At 43.9% G+C, this 17447-nt stretch carries 16 protein-coding genes; 7 read left to right on the top strand and 9 right to left on the bottom strand.

Going from position 1 to position 17447, the window contains the following annotated elements; all coding sequences use genetic code 11:
* Nucleotides 1–13: 13 nt before the first annotated feature.
* The 4 genes from cysQ to nudE form a co-directional block, all read right to left on the bottom strand.
* Complete coding sequence (cysQ, locus tag DK415_RS08525) at nucleotides 14–832, bottom strand: 3'(2'),5'-bisphosphate nucleotidase CysQ (protein ID WP_109433261.1); 819 nt, start codon at nucleotides 830–832, stop codon at nucleotides 14–16.
* Between the two features lie 36 nt (nucleotides 833–868).
* Nucleotides 869–1297, bottom strand: a complete 429-nt coding sequence (locus DK415_RS08520) for a hypothetical protein (RefSeq protein ID WP_109433260.1) — start codon at nucleotides 1295–1297, stop codon at nucleotides 869–871.
* 63 nt (nucleotides 1298–1360) lie between these two features.
* Nucleotides 1361–3367, bottom strand: a complete 2007-nt coding sequence (locus DK415_RS08515) for an OPT family oligopeptide transporter (protein ID WP_109433259.1) — start codon at nucleotides 3365–3367, stop codon at nucleotides 1361–1363.
* Between the two features lie 123 nt (nucleotides 3368–3490).
* Entirely contained in the window at nucleotides 3491–4081 is a 591-nt protein-coding gene (gene nudE / locus DK415_RS08510; protein WP_109433258.1) for an ADP compounds hydrolase NudE, read from the bottom strand.
* A 39-nt stretch (nucleotides 4082–4120) separates the two neighbouring features.
* Here nudE and yrfG point away from each other — a divergent pair, with 39 nt between their 5' ends.
* From yrfG to hemB, 7 genes are all read left to right on the top strand, one after another.
* The gene (yrfG, locus tag DK415_RS08505; RefSeq protein WP_109433257.1) at nucleotides 4121–4780 is read left to right on the top strand and encodes a GMP/IMP nucleotidase; all 660 of its coding nucleotides are present in this window, start codon (nucleotides 4121–4123) and stop codon (nucleotides 4778–4780) included.
* 12 nt (nucleotides 4781–4792) lie between these two features.
* Nucleotides 4793–5209 carry a ribosome-associated heat shock protein Hsp15 gene (gene hslR, locus DK415_RS08500; RefSeq protein WP_109433256.1) on the top strand — a complete coding sequence of 139 codons (417 nt, stop codon included), beginning with the start codon at nucleotides 4793–4795 and terminating at the stop codon, nucleotides 5207–5209.
* 66 nt (nucleotides 5210–5275) lie between these two features.
* Nucleotides 5276–6151 carry an Hsp33 family molecular chaperone HslO gene (hslO, locus tag DK415_RS08495; protein WP_109433255.1) on the top strand — a complete coding sequence of 292 codons (876 nt, stop codon included), beginning with the start codon at nucleotides 5276–5278 and terminating at the stop codon, nucleotides 6149–6151.
* A 295-nt stretch (nucleotides 6152–6446) separates the two neighbouring features.
* Complete coding sequence (tatA, locus tag DK415_RS08490; protein ID WP_109433254.1) at nucleotides 6447–6677, top strand: Sec-independent protein translocase subunit TatA; 231 nt, start codon at nucleotides 6447–6449, stop codon at nucleotides 6675–6677.
* A gap of 3 nt (nucleotides 6678–6680) precedes the next feature.
* Nucleotides 6681–7292: a Sec-independent protein translocase protein TatB gene (tatB, locus tag DK415_RS08485; RefSeq protein ID WP_109433253.1), complete on the top strand. Its 612-nt coding sequence runs from the start codon at nucleotides 6681–6683 to the stop codon at nucleotides 7290–7292.
* A gap of 37 nt (nucleotides 7293–7329) precedes the next feature.
* A complete protein-coding gene (tatC, locus tag DK415_RS08480) occupies nucleotides 7330–8097 on the top strand; it encodes a Sec-independent protein translocase subunit TatC (RefSeq protein ID WP_048749774.1) in 768 nt (255 codons plus the stop codon).
* An 18-nt stretch (nucleotides 8098–8115) separates the two neighbouring features.
* Nucleotides 8116–9138, top strand: a complete 1023-nt coding sequence (hemB, locus tag DK415_RS08475; RefSeq protein ID WP_109433252.1) for a porphobilinogen synthase — start codon at nucleotides 8116–8118, stop codon at nucleotides 9136–9138.
* 108 nt (nucleotides 9139–9246) lie between these two features.
* Here hemB and glyS read toward each other — a convergent pair whose 3' ends face one another.
* From glyS to DK415_RS08455, 5 genes are all read right to left on the bottom strand, one after another.
* On the bottom strand, nucleotides 9247–11370 hold the full coding sequence (glyS, locus tag DK415_RS08470) for a glycine--tRNA ligase subunit beta (RefSeq protein ID WP_109433251.1): 2124 nt from the start codon (nucleotides 11368–11370) through the stop codon (nucleotides 9247–9249).
* A 17-nt stretch (nucleotides 11371–11387) separates the two neighbouring features.
* Complete coding sequence (locus tag DK415_RS08465; protein ID WP_109433250.1) at nucleotides 11388–11900, bottom strand: hypothetical protein; 513 nt, start codon at nucleotides 11898–11900, stop codon at nucleotides 11388–11390.
* Nucleotides 11901–11911: 11 nt separating this feature from the next.
* Nucleotides 11912–12064 (bottom strand): hypothetical protein, encoded by a 153-nt coding sequence (locus DK415_RS09475; RefSeq protein ID WP_162540480.1) that lies wholly within the window; start codon nucleotides 12062–12064, stop codon nucleotides 11912–11914.
* A complete protein-coding gene (locus tag DK415_RS08460) occupies nucleotides 12030–13307 on the bottom strand; it encodes a histidine-type phosphatase (RefSeq protein WP_109433249.1) in 1278 nt (425 codons plus the stop codon). The genes DK415_RS09475 and DK415_RS08460 overlap by 35 nt, the downstream gene beginning before the upstream one ends.
* 85 nt (nucleotides 13308–13392) lie before the next feature.
* Entirely contained in the window at nucleotides 13393–17412 is a 4020-nt protein-coding gene (locus DK415_RS08455; RefSeq protein WP_109433248.1) for a S6 family peptidase, read from the bottom strand.
* Nucleotides 17413–17447 lie beyond the last annotated feature (35 nt).

Below are 17447 nucleotides of genomic sequence, written 5' to 3'. Positions count from 1 at the left end.
CCGGCATTTCTAATCACTCTGATAAATCGGAGCGAAAGATATTATCCCATGGAAAATCTCGCGTAACGCCCATTAAAAAGTTCGGATTCACGAAAGATTCCCGTTGATTGTAAGTCAGCGGTTGATAATTTAAGTCAAAAACCACCCCGCCCATTTCCGCCAGCAAAATCTCTGCGGCGGCCGTGTCCCACTCACCGGTGCGACCTAAGCGAATGTAACAATCACATACACCATCCGCCACCAGTGTGCTTTTTAAGCTGCTGGAACCGCAGATGTGAAATGCATAATCAAAATTCGGGCTTAAAATCGACCGCACTTTTTCAGCGGTTGTCGCCGAACCGACAGCAATGCGCAAAGGTCGGTCTAAAGCAATGTCGCGGAATGCCAATTTGCACGGTTTGCCCTCTTGCAGCTTATAGGATCCGAATCCTTTCATGGCGTAATAGGTGTAGCCCAATATCGGCGCATGAATCACGCCCAACACCGGTTGATGATTTTTCACTAAGCTAATGAGCACGGAAAATTGATCGGTGCGATTAATAAATTGTTGCGTGCCATCAAGAGGGTCAATTAACCAATAAGACTCCCACGCCTGCCGCTCCGCAAGGGGAATATTGCAATTCTCTTCTGACAAAATGGGAAGATGTGGGGTAAGTGCGGTCAGTTTTTCCGTTAAAAATTGACTGGAAAACAAATCTGCTTCCGTCACCGGTGTGTTGTCTGCTTTGATTTGCACAGACACCGAATGTTGATAAAAACGACGTAAATGCTCGCCCGCCTGCTGGGCGATATGAATCACATCCTGTAATAAATGCGTTGTGAGAATTGGCATAGTCTTCCCTCCTATGTTCTCAATCCAAGTCGCAATTTATCTCGTTTTCGGCAACAACAAAGGCAACACGAGAACCGAATACAGTGCCATACCAAAGCTGAGCAAAAATGCCATATCAATGCCGCCGCCATGCAACCACACACCAAAGGTCATAGCAGGTTGGGTTAGCGTCATATAAATAAAACTCGCGATGTTTCCATAACAAAAGGCAATAGTCAGAGAAATTAACACGATCGCCACCACGTTATAACGCGTGTAACGATAAATCTTTGCCCATAACGCAATCAACAACGCCGGCACGGTTGCCACGATAAATGTGGCTAAGAAACTAAATAGCACGACATCTGCTGTGGTGAATAATTCATCAGTGTTGTCATCAACGTAAATGCTCACGAGCGTGCCAATAATTTGAGCAAGTAAAGGAAATAAAACGAGTGCTTTTAGGTATGGAAATTTAGACGGCATAAGAATTCCTGAGTAAAAAAATAGGCTATCAAAAGACAGCCTATTGTAGAGTAATTTTAGCGATTACGCAGATTTTTTTGCACGTAATACACGCAAGGTGAAAATGGTCACACCGGCGATAAATACGGCTAAACCAAGCACTTCACCAATCGTATCCCAGTTTGCCAAATTCAAGGCCAATGGCGCTTCAGATCCACCTGAGGTAACGGAGGCGGCAATAATAAAGGCTAATACAACGCCCATTAAGCTTTCGCCTACAATCAAGCCCGCGGCGAACAAGGTGCCGAAACGCTCTGCACGTTTAGTCACGTCTTTGTCGCCACTACGTGCCGCATATTTGGTCATGTGACGGTTAATCAACCACGCCAAGAATGCCCCGGTCACAACCGGCATATTGATAGAAGGTGGTAAGTAGATACCAATCCCTACAGCCAATACCGGTAACGCAAAGGCTTTGTTACTCATTTTTTTCAAGAAGCTATCAATAATAATTAACACCGCACCAAGACCCACGCCGGTTAAGATGTAAGTCCACTCTAATTTATTAGAGAAAATCCCTTGTGAAATGGTGGTCATTAACGTTGCTTGTGGCGCAGATAAGGCTTGTGAAGGGTCCATATCCGTACGCGGTAACGCACCGGTGAAACCATAAGCGTGGTAAAGGATTTCCAATACCGGAGCAATCACTAAGGCACCCACGAAACAACCGATAATCAATGCCACCTGTTGACGCCAAGGCGTCGCTTCGACCAATAAACCGGTTTTTAAATCTTGCAGGTTATCGTTAGAAATGGTCGCCGTGGTTAACACGATAGACGCAGTAAACAAGGTAAGTGCGGTCAAGAATTTCTGTCCATCGACGGTTTCAAATAAACCGGACGCATTGCCGATAGAAACCAACACCAAGGAAATCACGATCACGGAAATAATCCCGATACCGGAAATCGGACTGGAGGAAGACCCCACAAGTCCCGCCATGTAACCGGAAGCTGCCGCCACGAAGAAACCGATAAATACCGCCAAGAAAGTACAAACCACCACTAACAATAACGCCAATTCCGGAGAAATCGGTGCAGCAGCAATAAAGTGATGTAAGGAAACCACGATTAACGCCACAGCGGCAATTAAAATGTAAATCATGGTTTTTGGTGAAAGGTCGATATCAATACGATGTTCAGACGCACCTTGTGTGCCTTTCAACATACGGAAAGAATGTACCATGCCTTGCACCATTGGTTTCATCAGAATCAATAACGTCCAAATAGCCGCAATCCCGATTGTTCCCACACCGATAAAACGTACTTTCGTTTTCCACATGCTGATGGCGTAACTTACGATAGTTCCATCAGTTGGCATATCACCGGACATGGTAAAGAACGGTACCGCTAAGCCCCAAGCAAAGAAGGTACCCAACAACATCGCAATACCGCCCACGATACCGATTAAGTAACCAGCGCCTAATAAGGCTAAAGAAAAGCCCATCGGCAGTTGGAAAATGGCTTTGCCGCCCGGGCCGGTAAACCACGCGCTAGCGCCATCTGCCATCAAACGTAAACCGTTCGTTAAGAACGCCACGACGCTGGCAAAAATACCGCCATAAGCAATATCTTTCACACCGCTGTCTGCATCAGAATTATTACCGGCTTTCAAAATTTCCGCCGCAGCAACACCTTCCGGATAAGGTAAATCGCTATTTACCACCATGGCACGACGCAATGGAATCGTGAACAACACGCCCAACGTACCACCCGCAGCACAAATCAACATGGTTTGCCAGAACGGGAAGTCTTGCCAGTAGCCCATCATCAATAAGCCCGGCAACACGAAAATCACAGAGGAAAGCGTACCCGCAGAAGATGCTTGAGTTTGCACCATGTTGTTTTCCAAGATACTGGAATCTTTAAAGAATTTCAGTACCGCCATGGAAATAACTGCCGCCGGAATCGACGACGCAAACGTCATCCCCACTTTCAGACCCAAATAAACGTTAGATGCGGTAAACAACACCGTAATCAACGCCCCAAGGAACATGCCTCGGAAGGTCAACTCTTTTAAGTTTGTAGATTGCATAACACATTACCTATCTTTTAAATAAAAAACGTTGCCACCTTGACAAAAAAGCGGTGAATAATCAAGTTTCATTTAATATCTTTTTATTTTTATTAGAATTTATTTAAATAACCATAGTGATTATTAATGATTATTTAAATAATCCCGAAGTAAATAAAGTGCGGTCAGATTTTTCGCTTCATTGAATTCCGGATCTTGCAACAATTCGTTAATGTTTGCCAACGGCACGCGTACCACTTGCAACGGTTCCGGCTCGTCGCCTTCCAGTTGGCTCGGATAAAAATTCTGTGCCAATAAAATGTGCATAGGATTATTCATGAAACCAACAGATGAATTAATCGTGCGCAAATGTACCCAAGATGTTGCGCCTAAACCAATTTCTTCTTGCAACTCGCGATTGGCGCCTTGTTCCGGCGTTTCACCTGCATCCATTCTGCCCTTCACAAATCCTAACTCATAGCGCTCTGTTCCCATGGCATATTCACGCACTAACAACATATCCTCGCCATCAATCGCCACCACCATCACCGAAGCGTATTTGCCGGGGCGAAAACGTTCATAAGTGCGGTGCGTTCCGTTGGCGAATTTCAAATCCACCGATTGAATTTCAAATATCGTTGATTTTGCTACAGTTTTTATATTGAGAATGGTTGGTTTTTGTAACATTGTTCTCTTCTTCCCTTGTTTTACAAACCACTGAAATAGCGATACCATACCCCACTATTTTTACAAAGAAAAGGGACCACAACAGGGATGGCGCAACAAAAATTTGACTGGCAAGCAATCGACACCGTGATTCTAGATTTAGACGGCACGCTAATCGATCTGTATTTCGATCATCGTTTCTGGAAAAAGGTGGTGCCGCAGGCATATGCCGACAAATTCAAGCTTTCTGTGGAAAAAAGTCGCGAACTGATCCATCGTCGTTATCAGCAGGTGGAATTCAGTATGCAATGGTATTGCATTGATTTTTGGGCGAAAAATTTAGATTTACCGTTGCGCGAATTGTTACAACAACAGCGCGATTACATCAAAGTGCGATCGGATGTTTATCCGTTTTTACAAGCCGCCCGCGAACGCCGCAAAAAATTAATTTTGCTCACCGACAGCCACCCGTTTAGTTTGGCAGAAAAATTAAAACACTGCGATTTAGCACCGCACTTTGATTTGTTGCTTTCCAGCCATCAGTTTAATGCGCCCAAAGTGGAACAGTCTTTGTGGCAACGTTTGCAACAATTCACGCCATTCGATCCGAGCCGAACCCTTTTTATTGACGACACAGAACCGGTGTTGGATAGCGCTAAAAAATTTGGCATCGCCTACACCATCGGCGTGGAAAACCCGGACAGTACATTGGCGGACAAATCCTTTGAGCGTCATTTCTCCGTCAAAAACTACCGCACTTTACTGTAAGGACGCGGCAACATGGCAAAACATTCTCAAATGGAAGAAGAAAAAGAAGCAGTGCGTTTGGACAAATGGCTGTGGGCAGCGCGTTTTTACAAAACCCGCACACTCGCCAAAGAAATGATTGACGGAGGCAAAGTCCATTACAACGGGCAACGCAGCAAACCGAATAAAATCGTGGAAGTAGGCGCCACCCTAAAAATACGCCAAGGCAGTGACGAAAAAGAAATCGTTGTGTTGGCGCTTTCCACTCAACGGCGAGGCGCACCGGAAGCGCAACTGCTTTATCGCGAAACGGAACAAAGCCTTGCCAATCGAGAAAAACTTGCCATGGCACGCAAAATGAACGCGCTGTCCATGCCGCATCCGGATCGCCGCCCGGACAAAAAAGAACGTCGCGATTTACTTAAATTCAAACATCAAAACCAAGTATAAGCGCCACCTTGTAATCGAGGGAAACGCCCCTATATTTGGCGAATAACATTCAATTAGGAATAAAAGATGACCACTTATACCAAAGACAACGACCAACTTTATCGTTACCTATTCAAAGACCGCGCAGTGCGTGGCGAATGGGTACGCTTAAATCAAACGTTCAACGACACCTTAAATACCCATCATTACCCGCAAGCCGTGCGCAATTTATTAGGCGAAATGATGGTCGCCACCAGTTTGCTGACCGCCACCTTAAAATTTAACGGCGACATCACTGTGCAAATTCAAGGCGACGGCCCATTAAAACTGGCATTAATCAACGGCAACGATCAGCAACAAATCCGTGCGCTTGCCCGTTTGCAAGGCGATATTGATAACAACATGAGCCTACACCAAATGATCGGTAAAGGCGTGTTGGTGATCACCATTGCACCGAAAGAAGGCGAACGCTATCAAGGAATCGTACCACTGGACAAACCGACCATCAGTGAATGTTTGGAAGACTATTTCGTCCGTTCCGAACAACTCCAAACACAACTGATTATCCGCAGTGGTGAATATGACGGCAAACCGGTCGCCGCCGGCATGTTATTACAAATTGTCCCGGATGGTTCAGGCTCACCGGACGATTTTGAGCATTTAGCTACCTTAACCGCCACCATTAAAGACGACGAGATTTTTGGCTTAAGCGCAGAAGAATTGTTGTACCGCCTATACCACGAAGAAACCGTTGAACTCTTCGCGCCACAATCGGTGACCTTCCACTGTGGCTGTTCGCAAGAACGTTCAGGCGCTGCCTTGTTATTAATTTCGGAAGAAGAAATTGACCATATTCTTGCTGAACACCAAGGTACCATCGATATGCAATGCGAATGCTGTGGCACGCATTATTTCTTCAATAAAGAAACGATTGAGAAATTAAAAGCAGGTTCGCAAGCTTAACCGCAAACCTATCTCATCTAAGGCGTACATTTTAAATGTGCGCCTTTTTCTTTTATTCCAATTACCACAGGCAAAAGTCTGCTCGGTTAAGTGCGGTGCTTTTTCCATTTGTTTTTTACAATAAATCCATGCTGATAACTATTACGTTAAGCCTTATCCACCAAGGCATTAACCCAATATGAACTAAATCAAGAAATACAAAAATAATCCTGCCGAGCTATTGTTCAAACTGCGTAAAACGGGTATAGTTTCGCACGTTTTTTATTTATTACTTTTATAGAATGACGAGGTTTTTATGGGCGGTATTAGCATTTGGCAATTAGCGATTTTAGTCTTAATTATCGTGTTACTGTTCGGTACGAAAAAATTACGTAGTTTAGGTACTGATTTAGGTGAATCAGTAAAAGGCTTCAAAAAAGCTATGAACGAAGAAGCCAAACCGGCTGACGCAAGTTTCGACAAAGTGGAACAAAAACAAAGCGCACAACCGGAACAAGAAAAAAACAAAGAAAAAGAACAGGCATAATCCGTGTTTGATATTGGTTTTTCCGAGATTGTATTAGTTTGCATTGTGGGCTTAGTAGTACTAGGCCCACAACGTTTACCGGTGGCGATTCGTACCGTAATGGGTTGGGTGCGCACAATTCGCGGCCTGGCGGCGAACGTCCAAAATGAACTAAAACAAGAGCTGAAATTGCAGGAATTACAAGACAGCATCAAAAAAGCGGAAAGTTTAAACCTCAAGGCGTTGTCGCCGGAATTAGGCAAAACCGTGGAAGAACTTAAAGCTTCCGCTGACAAGCTACGCTCTGAGCTAGAACAAAAAGCCAATGAGACCAACACAACACTTCAAGATCAAATCAATGAATTGAAGCAGGTGCAGGCGGATAAAAGTGCGGTAGAAAATCTCACTGAATCGCTACAAACAGAAACGCCCGCATTGGATACTGTCGCTTTAGAAACACCAAAAGAAGAAACAACGGAAAATATAACCGCTCTTTCTCCGGCAGAACAGGCGGAGCAAGAAGAAATTGAATTAGACGAGAAACTCGCCTACTACATCAATCAATATGATCCGGACAACCCGCTACCAGCTCACACGGAATCGGACACGTCAGACAAAGCCTCAGACAAAAGTTAACCGTGCTTTGCGGGGCAGCCTCACATCAGGATAACTTATGACCAGCGTTGACGATACTCAACCCCTTATCACTCACTTAGTAGAACTACGCAATCGTTTATTACGCAGCATTATTTTTGTTGCGGTGATATTTATCGCGCTTGTTTACTTCTCCAATGAAATTTATAACTTTGTGGCGGCACCGTTAACCGCAAACTTGCCAAACGGCTCCAGTATGATTGCCACCAACATTGCAACGCCGTTTTTCACCCCGATTAAACTGACTGGGGTTGTCGCTATTTTTATTTCAGTCCCATTTTTGCTCTACCAAATTTGGGCGTTTGTGGCACCGGCATTATATCAGCATGAAAAACGCCTCATTTATCCGCTGCTATTTTCCAGCACGCTGTTGTTTTATCTAGGCGTAGCCTTTGCTTACTATGTTGTCTTTCCATTAGTGTTTAGCTTTTTAACAAAAACAGCACCGGAAGGCGTCTCGATCGCCACGGACATCAGTAGCTACTTAGATTTTGTTCTTACTCTATTCCTGGCTTTCGGCATTTGTTTTGAAGTGCCTGTTGCTATCATTTTGCTGTGCTGGACAGGAGTCACCACGCCAGAAGATTTAAAAGCCAAACGCCCTTACATTATTGTGGGTGCGTTCTTTATCGGCATGCTTTTAACTCCGCCGGATGTGTTCTCACAAACCCTGCTCGCCATTCCGATGTGTTTGTTATTTGAAGTGGGCATTCTTTTCTCCCGCTTCTACCGTCCGCGTGAAGAAAATGAAACCGCTCAAGAAGAAAACAACACATCTAATCACTAATTCAATTCGGGAGATAATATGACACAACAAATTTTTACCGGTTTTCCAACCCGCCGTTTACGCCGTATGCGTAAACAGGATTTTAGTCGCCGCTTGATGGCGGAACACAAACTAACTGTTGATGATCTGATTTATCCCGTATTTATTATTGAAGGCGAAAATCATCGTGAAGCCGTGCCTTCCATGCCAAACGTAGAACGTTTAACCATCGACCAACTGTTAGTTGAAGCAGGTTTATTAGTGAAATACGGCGTTCCGGTGATTGCGCTATTTCCTGTGGTAGAACAGGCGAAAAAATCCTTAATGGCGGAAGAAGCCTATAACCCGAACGGCTTGGTGCAACGCGCAGTGAAAGCACTGAAATCCGCCTATCCTGACCTTGGCGTGTTAACCGATGTGGCGCTTGACCCTTACACCGTGCACGGACAAGACGGCATTATCGACGAAGAAGGCTACGTACTGAACGACATCACCACCGAGGTATTAATCAAACAAGCCCTGTCCCACGCAGAAGCCGGCGCAGATGTGGTCGCACCAAGCGATATGATGGATGGCCGAATCGGCAGAATCCGCAACGCTTTGGAAGAAAAAGGCTTTATTAACACCCTCATCATGGCTTACTCCGCTAAATATGCCTCCAACTATTACGGCCCGTTCCGTGACGCTGTGGGCTCTTCCGGTAACTTAAAAGGCAGCGATAAAAAGACCTATCAATTAGATCCGGCTAACAGCGACGAAGGCTTACAAGAGGTGGCATTAGACTTGGAGGAAGGTGCCGATATGGTGATGGTGAAACCGGGTATGCCATATTTAGATTTGGTCTATCGCGTAAAACAACAATTCGGCGTACCAACCTTTGCCTACCAAGTTTCCGGTGAATACGCCATGCACATGGCCGCCATTCAAAACGGCTGGTTAAAAGAAAAAGAATGTATCATGGAATCTTTACTTTGCTTCAAACGAGCCGGCGCTGACGGTATTTTGACTTACTTCGCCAAACAAGTGGCAGAGTGGTTGTATTTGGAAGGAAAGAATAAATAATTTCTTGATAGAAGATCTAAAGAAAAAGCCGAATAATCCTATTCGGCTTTTTTTATACGGAAAGTGCGGTGGAAAAAACACATGATTTTGTGACCGCACTTTTATCTTTTATTGCAACAACGAAATATCCGCCACTTGTAAGAACAAACCTTGCAACGTGTTCAAAATGGCTAAACGGTTTTGACGCAATTTCGCGTCTTCCGCATTCACCATCACATTGTCAAAGAAGTTATCTACCGGTTGACGCAAGCCGGCGAGTTTATCCAACACCGCCGTGTATTCGCCTTGTGCGATTAACGGCTGAACCTCTTTCGCCAGACTTAACACGCTTTGCGCAAGCACTTGTTCTGCCGGTTCAACGCATAACGCCACATCAATTGTGCCAATGTCGTCTTCCGCTTTCGCCAAAATATTCGCCACACGTTTATTAGCAGCTGCCAAAGCTTCCGCAGAATCAAGTGTACGGAAATGTGAAACCGCACGCACACGCGCATCAAAATCAGCCGGACGGGTTGGACGACGCGCCAATACCGCTTGAATCACATCCACCGCAATGCCTTCATCTTGGTACCATGCACGGAAACGACCAAGCATGAAGTCCACCACTTCTTTCTCAATACCTTTAAAACGTTCTCCAAACATAACCTGTGCTTGAGTTTCAATATCGAGTTTATTGAACTTGCTAATAGAAATGCTATTGTATGCATCAATAGATTTTTTCACTAAGTCTTCCAAGTCAAGCGGTAGTTTTTTCTCCACGATAATGCGTAACGCACCTAATGCTGCACGACGAAGGGCGAACGGGTCTGCACTGCCTTTCGGCGCTTGTCCGATACCAAAGATCCCCGTTAAGGTATCAAATTTATCCGCTAAAGCGACCGCACTTGCCACGAGTGATTTTGGTAATTCATCACCGGCAAAGCGTGGCATATATTGTTCGTTTAACGCCACTGCGACCTCTTCATCTTCACCATCATGACGGGCATAGTGCATCCCCATGACACCTTGCGTATCGGTGAATTCAAACACCATGTTGGTCATTAAGTCACATTTTGACAGTAAGCCGGCACGTTTTGCTTTCGCTTCATCTGCGCCGATTTGTTTTGCAATTTCGCCTGCCAGTTGCTCAATACGGTCAGTTTTGTCTTTCAATGTACCGAGCTGTTGTTGGAATAACACGGTTTCTAAACGTGGTAAACGATCGACCAGTTTTTGTTTTAAGTCGGTTTTGAAGAAGAATTCCGCATCGGTTAAACGTGGGCGAACCACTTTTTCGTTCCCTTCGATAATCGCTGTTGGATCTTCTGGGTTGATGTTTGATACAAAAATAAAGTGCGGTAATAATTTGCCATTTTTATCATAAATTGGGAAATATTTTTGGTCGCCTTTCATGGTGTAAACCAAAGCTTCCGCAGGCACCGCTAAGAAGCGTTCTTCAAATTTTGCCGATAAGACGTTTGGATATTCCACCAATGAAGTCACTTCTTCAAGCAAGCTTTCTTCAATGTCAGCCACGCCGCCAAGTGCGGTCGCTTTTGCTTGAGATTTTGACAAAATTTCGGCTTTACGCTCGTTGAAATCTGCTACTACAGAACCTTTTTCACGCAATAATTGTGGATATTGGTCTGCATGTTGAATTTCAAATTCTTTCTCGCCTAAGAAACGGTGACCGCGAATGGTGCGCGCACTTGCCACACCTAAAATTTCGCCTTCGATTAATTCATCACCTAACAACATAGTTACCGTGTGAACAGGGCGAATAAATTGCACAGTTTTATCTGCCCAACGCATTGGTTTTGGAATTGGCAATTTTGCCAACGCATTTGCCACAATGCCGTTAAGCAAGTTTTTAGTCGGTTGACCTTCAATTTTCGCACGGTGAACGAGCCATTCGCCTTTATCGGTTGCAATGCGTTCTGCTTGCTCAACGGTAATACCACAACCACGCGCCCAGCCTTCTGCCGCTTTAGTTGGTTTACCTTCTGCATCAAAAGCTGCAGAGACTGCGGGCCCGCGTTTTTCGATTTCTTTGCTCGGTTGCTGTGTGGCTAAGTTCAACACTTTCACCGCCAAACGACGCGGCGCCGCAAACCATTCGATTTTGTCGAATGATAAACCTGCTTGGTTTAATTCCGCCTCAACGTTATCCGCAAAAGAGGTCGCTAATGTTTTGAGAGCTTTTGGTGGCAGCTCTTCTGTGCCGATTTCTACTAGGAAGTTTTGGGTTGTCATTTTGTTTCTCTAAAATGTTATTTAAATTTTTTTCTAATTTCTTCCGAATAAGATTTATTTTGTCTAAAATCTAGTTCATCAATAATATTTTGTGCTGTGGCAAGATATTGTTTTTCAATTTTATTGGGAGTTGATATACCTAAAAAGGCAGCATATCCGATAACTATTGATAATACAGCAACTAAAAATACTGCTATATCTAATATATGTTTATCTTGGCTTTTAATGACTACATATATTGTAGCTATGATAAGTATAGCTACAGTTATTAAAAATAACTTAATAGAACGTTCTTTAACTAATTTCTTTTTTTCAGATCTTTCTTTTTTAAAACGTTCAGCTAATTCAAAAGCATATTCTCTTAATTCTTCATCTGAACATTCTATGAAAGCTTTTACAGTTTTTTCTTGTGGTGGATTAACAATCACATCACCACCTGGTTTATATATCACATCCCCTTTAATATCCTTCATAATCGGAGAGTCCGAACCAAAGGTTACATTATTTGATGAATCCTGATATTTAGTCATATTTATCCTTTTTAGTTATGTTGAATCCAAAACCGCTCTCTCGCCCTTTCTACCGCCAAATGCAACCGTTGTTCCAGCACTTCTTTACTTGGCAACACCATCATATATTCCGCGATATGAATATCAGAATTATCTACTTCCCGATAGCTTGCTGTTTCCAACACTCTCACTCAACACCTGTTGAAAACGCTCGTAATCACAAAAACCATTTTCATCTTTTTCACAGCCTTTGAGGGTTAATGCTGTTCGGTTTGGTGGTGTCGCTAAACTTAATGGCGTGATGTTAATCAGCTGTTCAGTAGTTTGATACACATAATCTAACTTAAATTTGAACTTACCACTGGGTTTGTGCTTCCACACTTCAAATAGCAACTTGCCACCGATTGGGATATTTTCCAATGAATCATTCAACTCATAAGGCTCAACGCCTAGTGCCGCAAGCAGAGCGACGATATTCGAATCGTGTCCAACCAATACGTTAATTTTGTTTTCACTATTCAGCTGTTGCTGAATAAATGCTAACAACGGATACGAGACATTTTGTGCCAGCGCTTCATTGTTTTTAAATAAAGTGCGGTAATATTCGTTTTTAATTTCGTTAATTGCACGCCATTTTTCTTGGCTATCAACATTGCTGTTTGCAATTTCTGAATCAGGTTTACCCACATAATGCGCGAGCAATAATGCACTGACAATTTTCTTCCCGGTGCTAATAGAACCCGTAATTTTGACCGACTTTCCGTCTTTAATACTGTATTCACCGACTTTCCCACCTAAATCACACTCGCCTTTTTGCAAACAGTTTGGTGAATTTTTATAATCGATGATTTCACTTAATAACGCATAATTTGGCGCTAATTTTTGCTGTAAAGCGGTTAAATCAACATTATTTTTTGCAGATTCAATCAAGGTTTTACTTGGATTATGCGCCTGTGTATTAAAAATCAGATCTTTTTCTGAACCAATTTTACCGTGATGTTGCAGTTGAACATTACAGCCTGCAAATGCGCCAGAAACAATCGCCTGACCTGTTGCAATTGTGCGTTGCACACCATTCGCATAAGCGAAAATGCCTTCGCCCGATGCACAACGTTCTGTTGTTAATAACCCTTTATCCGCAAGCCATTGCCCTAAATATTGCCCGAAATAGGTTTCTAGCACGGTACCTTTTGCCGTGAGATGACCGGATGGCACATCCCATTTCGCCCACGCATACGGAGAATATTTTGCCATTTCTTGCGGATCTTTTTCCACCGGCGAGCGTAATCCATGACGGCTGAAAATTAAGACTTTCTCAAGTTCATACTCTGCACTCGGTGTATTTAGGCGATGTTCCTCGGCAAATACACCGCCCGCAAAGGCAGAACCAAGCAAAAGTGCGGTCAGAATTTGAGGTGTTTTTTTCATCTTTTTTACCTTTCTAAATAAGAATAACTCGATAACCGCACAATGCTATCATCTTTCGTGCTTGTTTCTGTCGGGTTCGATTGCTTTACCAACGATACCCTACTTTCAAACCAAACTGATGTTGTTTATCCAACTGTTTGCCGCGAGATTGGGCAGCATAGGTGCTAACCTGCCAACCGCCTAAATCAGCACTTAAGCCAATTTCTTGTTGCCAATAACGATCAAAACGTTGCATCAATGGCGCCTGATTTAACTGCACGGTGAGTTTGGAATCAGAGGCATCCACATAATTTACGCCAAGTGATGGACGAAGGGTTACGCCTTGCCATGGCATAAACGAATAATCCACCGTCACGCCCGCTTGGTAAACATTAAAATTCGCCGCCGGCACATGAATTTCTGATTGCTCGTATTGGTAATTTTCGCCGGAAATGTGGTAGCGATGAAGACTCATATTCGGTTTAACAGCAAGTTTGCCTAAATTGATTTGGTATCCCACTCCTGCGCCTAAAGCGACAATATGGCGTTGAATATCCGCATCTTGCAATTCACCTCGAATTTCACCCGCACTTGAGCCATAACTCATGTCTGCTGTGATGTTCAAGCCGTTAGCAAAATCATATTTGCCAAAAGCAGACAACATGGTCAGGCGATTTTTCCCACCGATATTGTCATCAAAAGTATTCTTCGCTCGGGCATGAGAGAACAATAAACCGACGCGGTAATTGTCATCAATATGTTGTGTCCCTAACTGGGTTAAATAGCTTTCTTGCTTGTAACCACGGAATTCATCTGCCTCATAATGACGAGAAGCACGAACCGTATTTGCCCAAACGTGAGATCGGCTCTCTCCAACAAGATGTTTATTTAATTCATCAATAATGAGCAAGGCGCCATTCACACTTGCAGACAACTCGGATAAGGCGCTATTTGAATAACGGCTGATCATCTCTTTTTGCGTTTGCCCATCTGCTTTGCGTTTTTGTTCGGCTTTACGTTTTTCTGCCTCGATTCGTGCAGCTTCCTCTGCTTTACGTTTATTTTCCGCAATTCGAGCTTCTTCCGCTTTACGCTTTTCTTCCGCGATTCGAAGCGCTTCCTCTAGCTTACGTTTCTCTTCAGCGGTTTTTGCCGCTTCTTCTGCCTTGCGTCTCTCCTCAGCAAGTCGTTTTTCTTCTGCTTTACGTTTCTCTTCGGCGATTCGTGCTTCTTCCGCTTTGCGCTTCTCTTCCTCTAAACGAGCCTGTTCTTCCAACTCCAGTTCTTTTTTCGGATTGTATAAACGGTAATCGTGATTATCATTTTTCAGCTCGTAGCGATAGGTTCCCACATCGACTTTGCCATTTGCCAAAGAAACCTTGACGTTATCGGTTTGAGTAGCATTTATCAGAGTCAATAAACTGAGCTGTTGCAAGGTTTGAGGCTCTACACCGGTATTGCGTACGTTTAGCACAAAATCACCTGTTGCCAAGCCATTCACTGTCACATGTGCGCCTTTATTTTCTTGCAAATGAGTAGGGTAACTAAACGTTCCCTTTCCGTTTAAATCACCTAACACCGTAAGTTTCTTAAATATTTGATCATTCGCTTGAGATGCAATATCCGCACCAAGGGTCACTTGCCCGTTATTGAGGCTTAAATTACCTATTGTTGTGCTGTTCGGTAACATCCAGTTTGCATTGTCTGACAAAGAAACCAGCGTCTCTTTGCTGCCCTGAATTTGATGATCAAAACGAGCGTTAATGAAGTTTAATTTTGCCTGATCAGAAAGCGTTGCATCGCCCGTCAAAGTCGCATTTTCAACCGTTGCCACAGTTTGGTTATTCAGCGCAAGCGTGCCAGTTTGAGTGGCTTTATGTGCCAAGTGATATTGAGTTTGCCCGTTTAACACCACATTACCCATAACATCTGCAAGTCCTACAACCGATAATTTCGCACTGTCGTTCAGGACAAAATTACCATTGATTTTGCTACGCTCAATGCTCGCAAAGACTTTATCAGATAAGGTTTGGTTGGCGCATTTGGTCAGCCCCGTCCAGTCAGAACGGGCACAAATGAAATTCGCCTGTTTATCGGTAACTCCCAATGTAGCATTGGCGTTGTTGCTTAATTGCCAATCGCCGTTTATCGCAGAAACGTTTCGAGAAACGACCGCACTTCCACCGTTAATAATGTATTTTTCCGCTTTAAAGGTACGGCTTAGCCAGTCATCGTCCATCACCACTTCGCCTTGTGGTCGACCAATGAGCGCAGGTCTATTCAAGTGGTTGTAAGCATGAGGCGTTGGGCGACCGCTAAAAACTAACGTGCCGTTTTCTTGTGTAATATTGCCTTTTAAATTGCTTCCGCCTGACAATAAAAAGACACTGTCGGCGTTCGTAGGTTGATAAGCGACATTTAATCGACCATTGTGAAGTGCCGCATTGGTTTCACCAAACCAACCGTTAAATGCGGTGGCTTTGGATTGATTAATGTTCTTTTCATTATTGATTTGTACATTACCAAGAAGCGTGACAGTGGCTGCCGTGTCTTTGTTGTGGTTGACAATTTGTGCGCCTTCATCGGTATTTTGAATGCGATTAAAGGTAAGCGAATGACCGTTGAGATCTAAACGACCACCGCGGAAACCGAAATAAATATTGTTTGGATTGACTTGGTCGTCACTTTCTAATTTCACCGTTGGGCGACCGCTCACAATGCCTAATTGATTAAAGGCTTGTTTTTTGCCTTGCTCGTCTGCTTGTTGATTTAAAACGACAACACCATCCCCTACACTGATATCGCCAAGGTTTTCGCCTTTGCCATTAACCAACAACGTGCCTTGCCCAATTTTAGACAAACGATCGCCTGCCGGATTTTTGACTTTCCATGTGACCGTACTGCCTTCCCCCACTGAAACGCCAGCACCTTTCCAGGTTTCATCGGTGGTAGGCTGCACCACAAAATCCCCTTCAAAGGTCAACCCACCGGCGCCTTGATCGATATTATTTTTCAGGGTTATCGTGCCACTTTGCATATTTCCAAAGTAAATGTTCTTACCGTGATGCTGTGCCGGCATATAAGGGTTTGGTCCGCCATATCCAAAAGATTCATCTCTACCGGAAGAAGGTAGGCTGTAATTGGCCAGTGGTGTGGTCGTAACAGCACGGCTACCTTTGGTTAAGGTGCCACTGCCATTGCCGTCTGTTGTCCAGTCATAAGAGGCTGCTGTAGCTTCAAATACCGTGACCAAATCTCTTGCAATGATTTCATCCAAATAATTCTTACGTGCAATTTGGTAGGTATTCTCTTTGCCTTCATAAGGGTGTCCGCTACGCAATACACCGTTTAACAGCCATTTTCCTGCGGTTTTATCATAAATAAACATCGGTGAACCACTGTCACCGCTAGAACCTGAAATGGGTAACGGACCATATTGATTCGGATAACGCACATCACCGCTTAAACTGACCTCACCATTGTTCGCCCAGCCTTGCATAAACGTATTACCTGCGGTTCTGTAGTGGTATGCGCCTGAAACCTCTGTATCCTTGTCCTGAGCATCACGCACAACTTGCCGACCGCTACCAATTCGTACCCGCATTGGATACTTTTCTAAATCGCCATAGATGCTACCCTGCATCTTTGACACCATTTCTATCGGCGCAGCTTCCGTGACGAATTTGGTTAAACGAGGGTTATGATAGTCCGTCATGTAAGGGTGAGTAGGGTCGTTTTTATAATTATTTCGTTTAACGATGTTATAACCGAATCGGTGCTGATCGGGGTTACTACCCTCCATGCCAAAGTCAACACCGCTATAACCCACATTATGTGCCACGCTAACGATATATTGATCACCCACCAGCGCTGCCACACCATTACGGCTAACCACCGAAAAATCCATCATCGGTGCGTTTTGCATCATAGTGCCGACAGACTCGCCTTTTTTATTCACCACCTCTATATTTTGCGCACCGGGCGTAAACTTACCTTTATTCTCGGCAAAATCACGAAAATATTGATAATCCACACCGGAATAGACCTGTCCGGCAAAAGCCACTGGGGTTACGTTTAACGCCACAAACAGCGCAATGAATGTAGGTTGAGAATGTCTCTTTTTCATAAAATGGATTTAATAAAATTGAACGAGGTTTATCA

Source organism: Aggregatibacter segnis (genome assembly GCF_003130075.1).
GTDB classification, from domain to species: Bacteria; Pseudomonadota; Gammaproteobacteria; order Enterobacterales; family Pasteurellaceae; genus Aggregatibacter; species Aggregatibacter segnis_A.
This window is presented reverse-complemented; position numbering and strand designations above follow the sequence as displayed.

Excerpts from the sequence above, each read along its gene's own strand:
- cysQ (WP_109433261.1), bottom strand. The coding sequence starts at position 832 with ATGCCAATTCTCACAACGCATTTATTACAGGATGTGATTCATATCGCC.
- DK415_RS08520 (WP_109433260.1), bottom strand. The coding sequence starts at position 1,297 with ATGCCGTCTAAATTTCCATACCTAAAAGCACTCGTTTTATTTCCTTTA.
- DK415_RS08515 (WP_109433259.1), bottom strand. The coding sequence starts at position 3,367 with ATGCAATCTACAAACTTAAAAGAGTTGACCTTCCGAGGCATGTTCCTT.
- nudE (WP_109433258.1), bottom strand. The coding sequence starts at position 4,081 with ATGGTATCGCTATTTCAGTGGTTTGTAAAACAAGGGAAGAAGAGAACA.
- yrfG (WP_109433257.1), top strand. The coding sequence starts at position 4,121 with ATGGCGCAACAAAAATTTGACTGGCAAGCAATCGACACCGTGATTCTA.
- hslR (WP_109433256.1), top strand. The coding sequence starts at position 4,793 with ATGGCAAAACATTCTCAAATGGAAGAAGAAAAAGAAGCAGTGCGTTTG.
- hslO (WP_109433255.1), top strand. The coding sequence starts at position 5,276 with ATGACCACTTATACCAAAGACAACGACCAACTTTATCGTTACCTATTC.
- tatA (WP_109433254.1), top strand. The coding sequence starts at position 6,447 with ATGGGCGGTATTAGCATTTGGCAATTAGCGATTTTAGTCTTAATTATC.
- tatC (WP_048749774.1), top strand. The coding sequence starts at position 7,330 with ATGACCAGCGTTGACGATACTCAACCCCTTATCACTCACTTAGTAGAA.
- hemB (WP_109433252.1), top strand. The coding sequence starts at position 8,116 with ATGACACAACAAATTTTTACCGGTTTTCCAACCCGCCGTTTACGCCGT.
- glyS (WP_109433251.1), bottom strand. The coding sequence starts at position 11,370 with ATGACAACCCAAAACTTCCTAGTAGAAATCGGCACAGAAGAGCTGCCA.
- DK415_RS08465 (WP_109433250.1), bottom strand. The coding sequence starts at position 11,900 with ATGACTAAATATCAGGATTCATCAAATAATGTAACCTTTGGTTCGGAC.
- DK415_RS08460 (WP_109433249.1), bottom strand. The coding sequence starts at position 13,307 with ATGAAAAAAACACCTCAAATTCTGACCGCACTTTTGCTTGGTTCTGCC.
- DK415_RS08455 (WP_109433248.1), bottom strand. The coding sequence starts at position 17,412 with ATGAAAAAGAGACATTCTCAACCTACATTCATTGCGCTGTTTGTGGCG.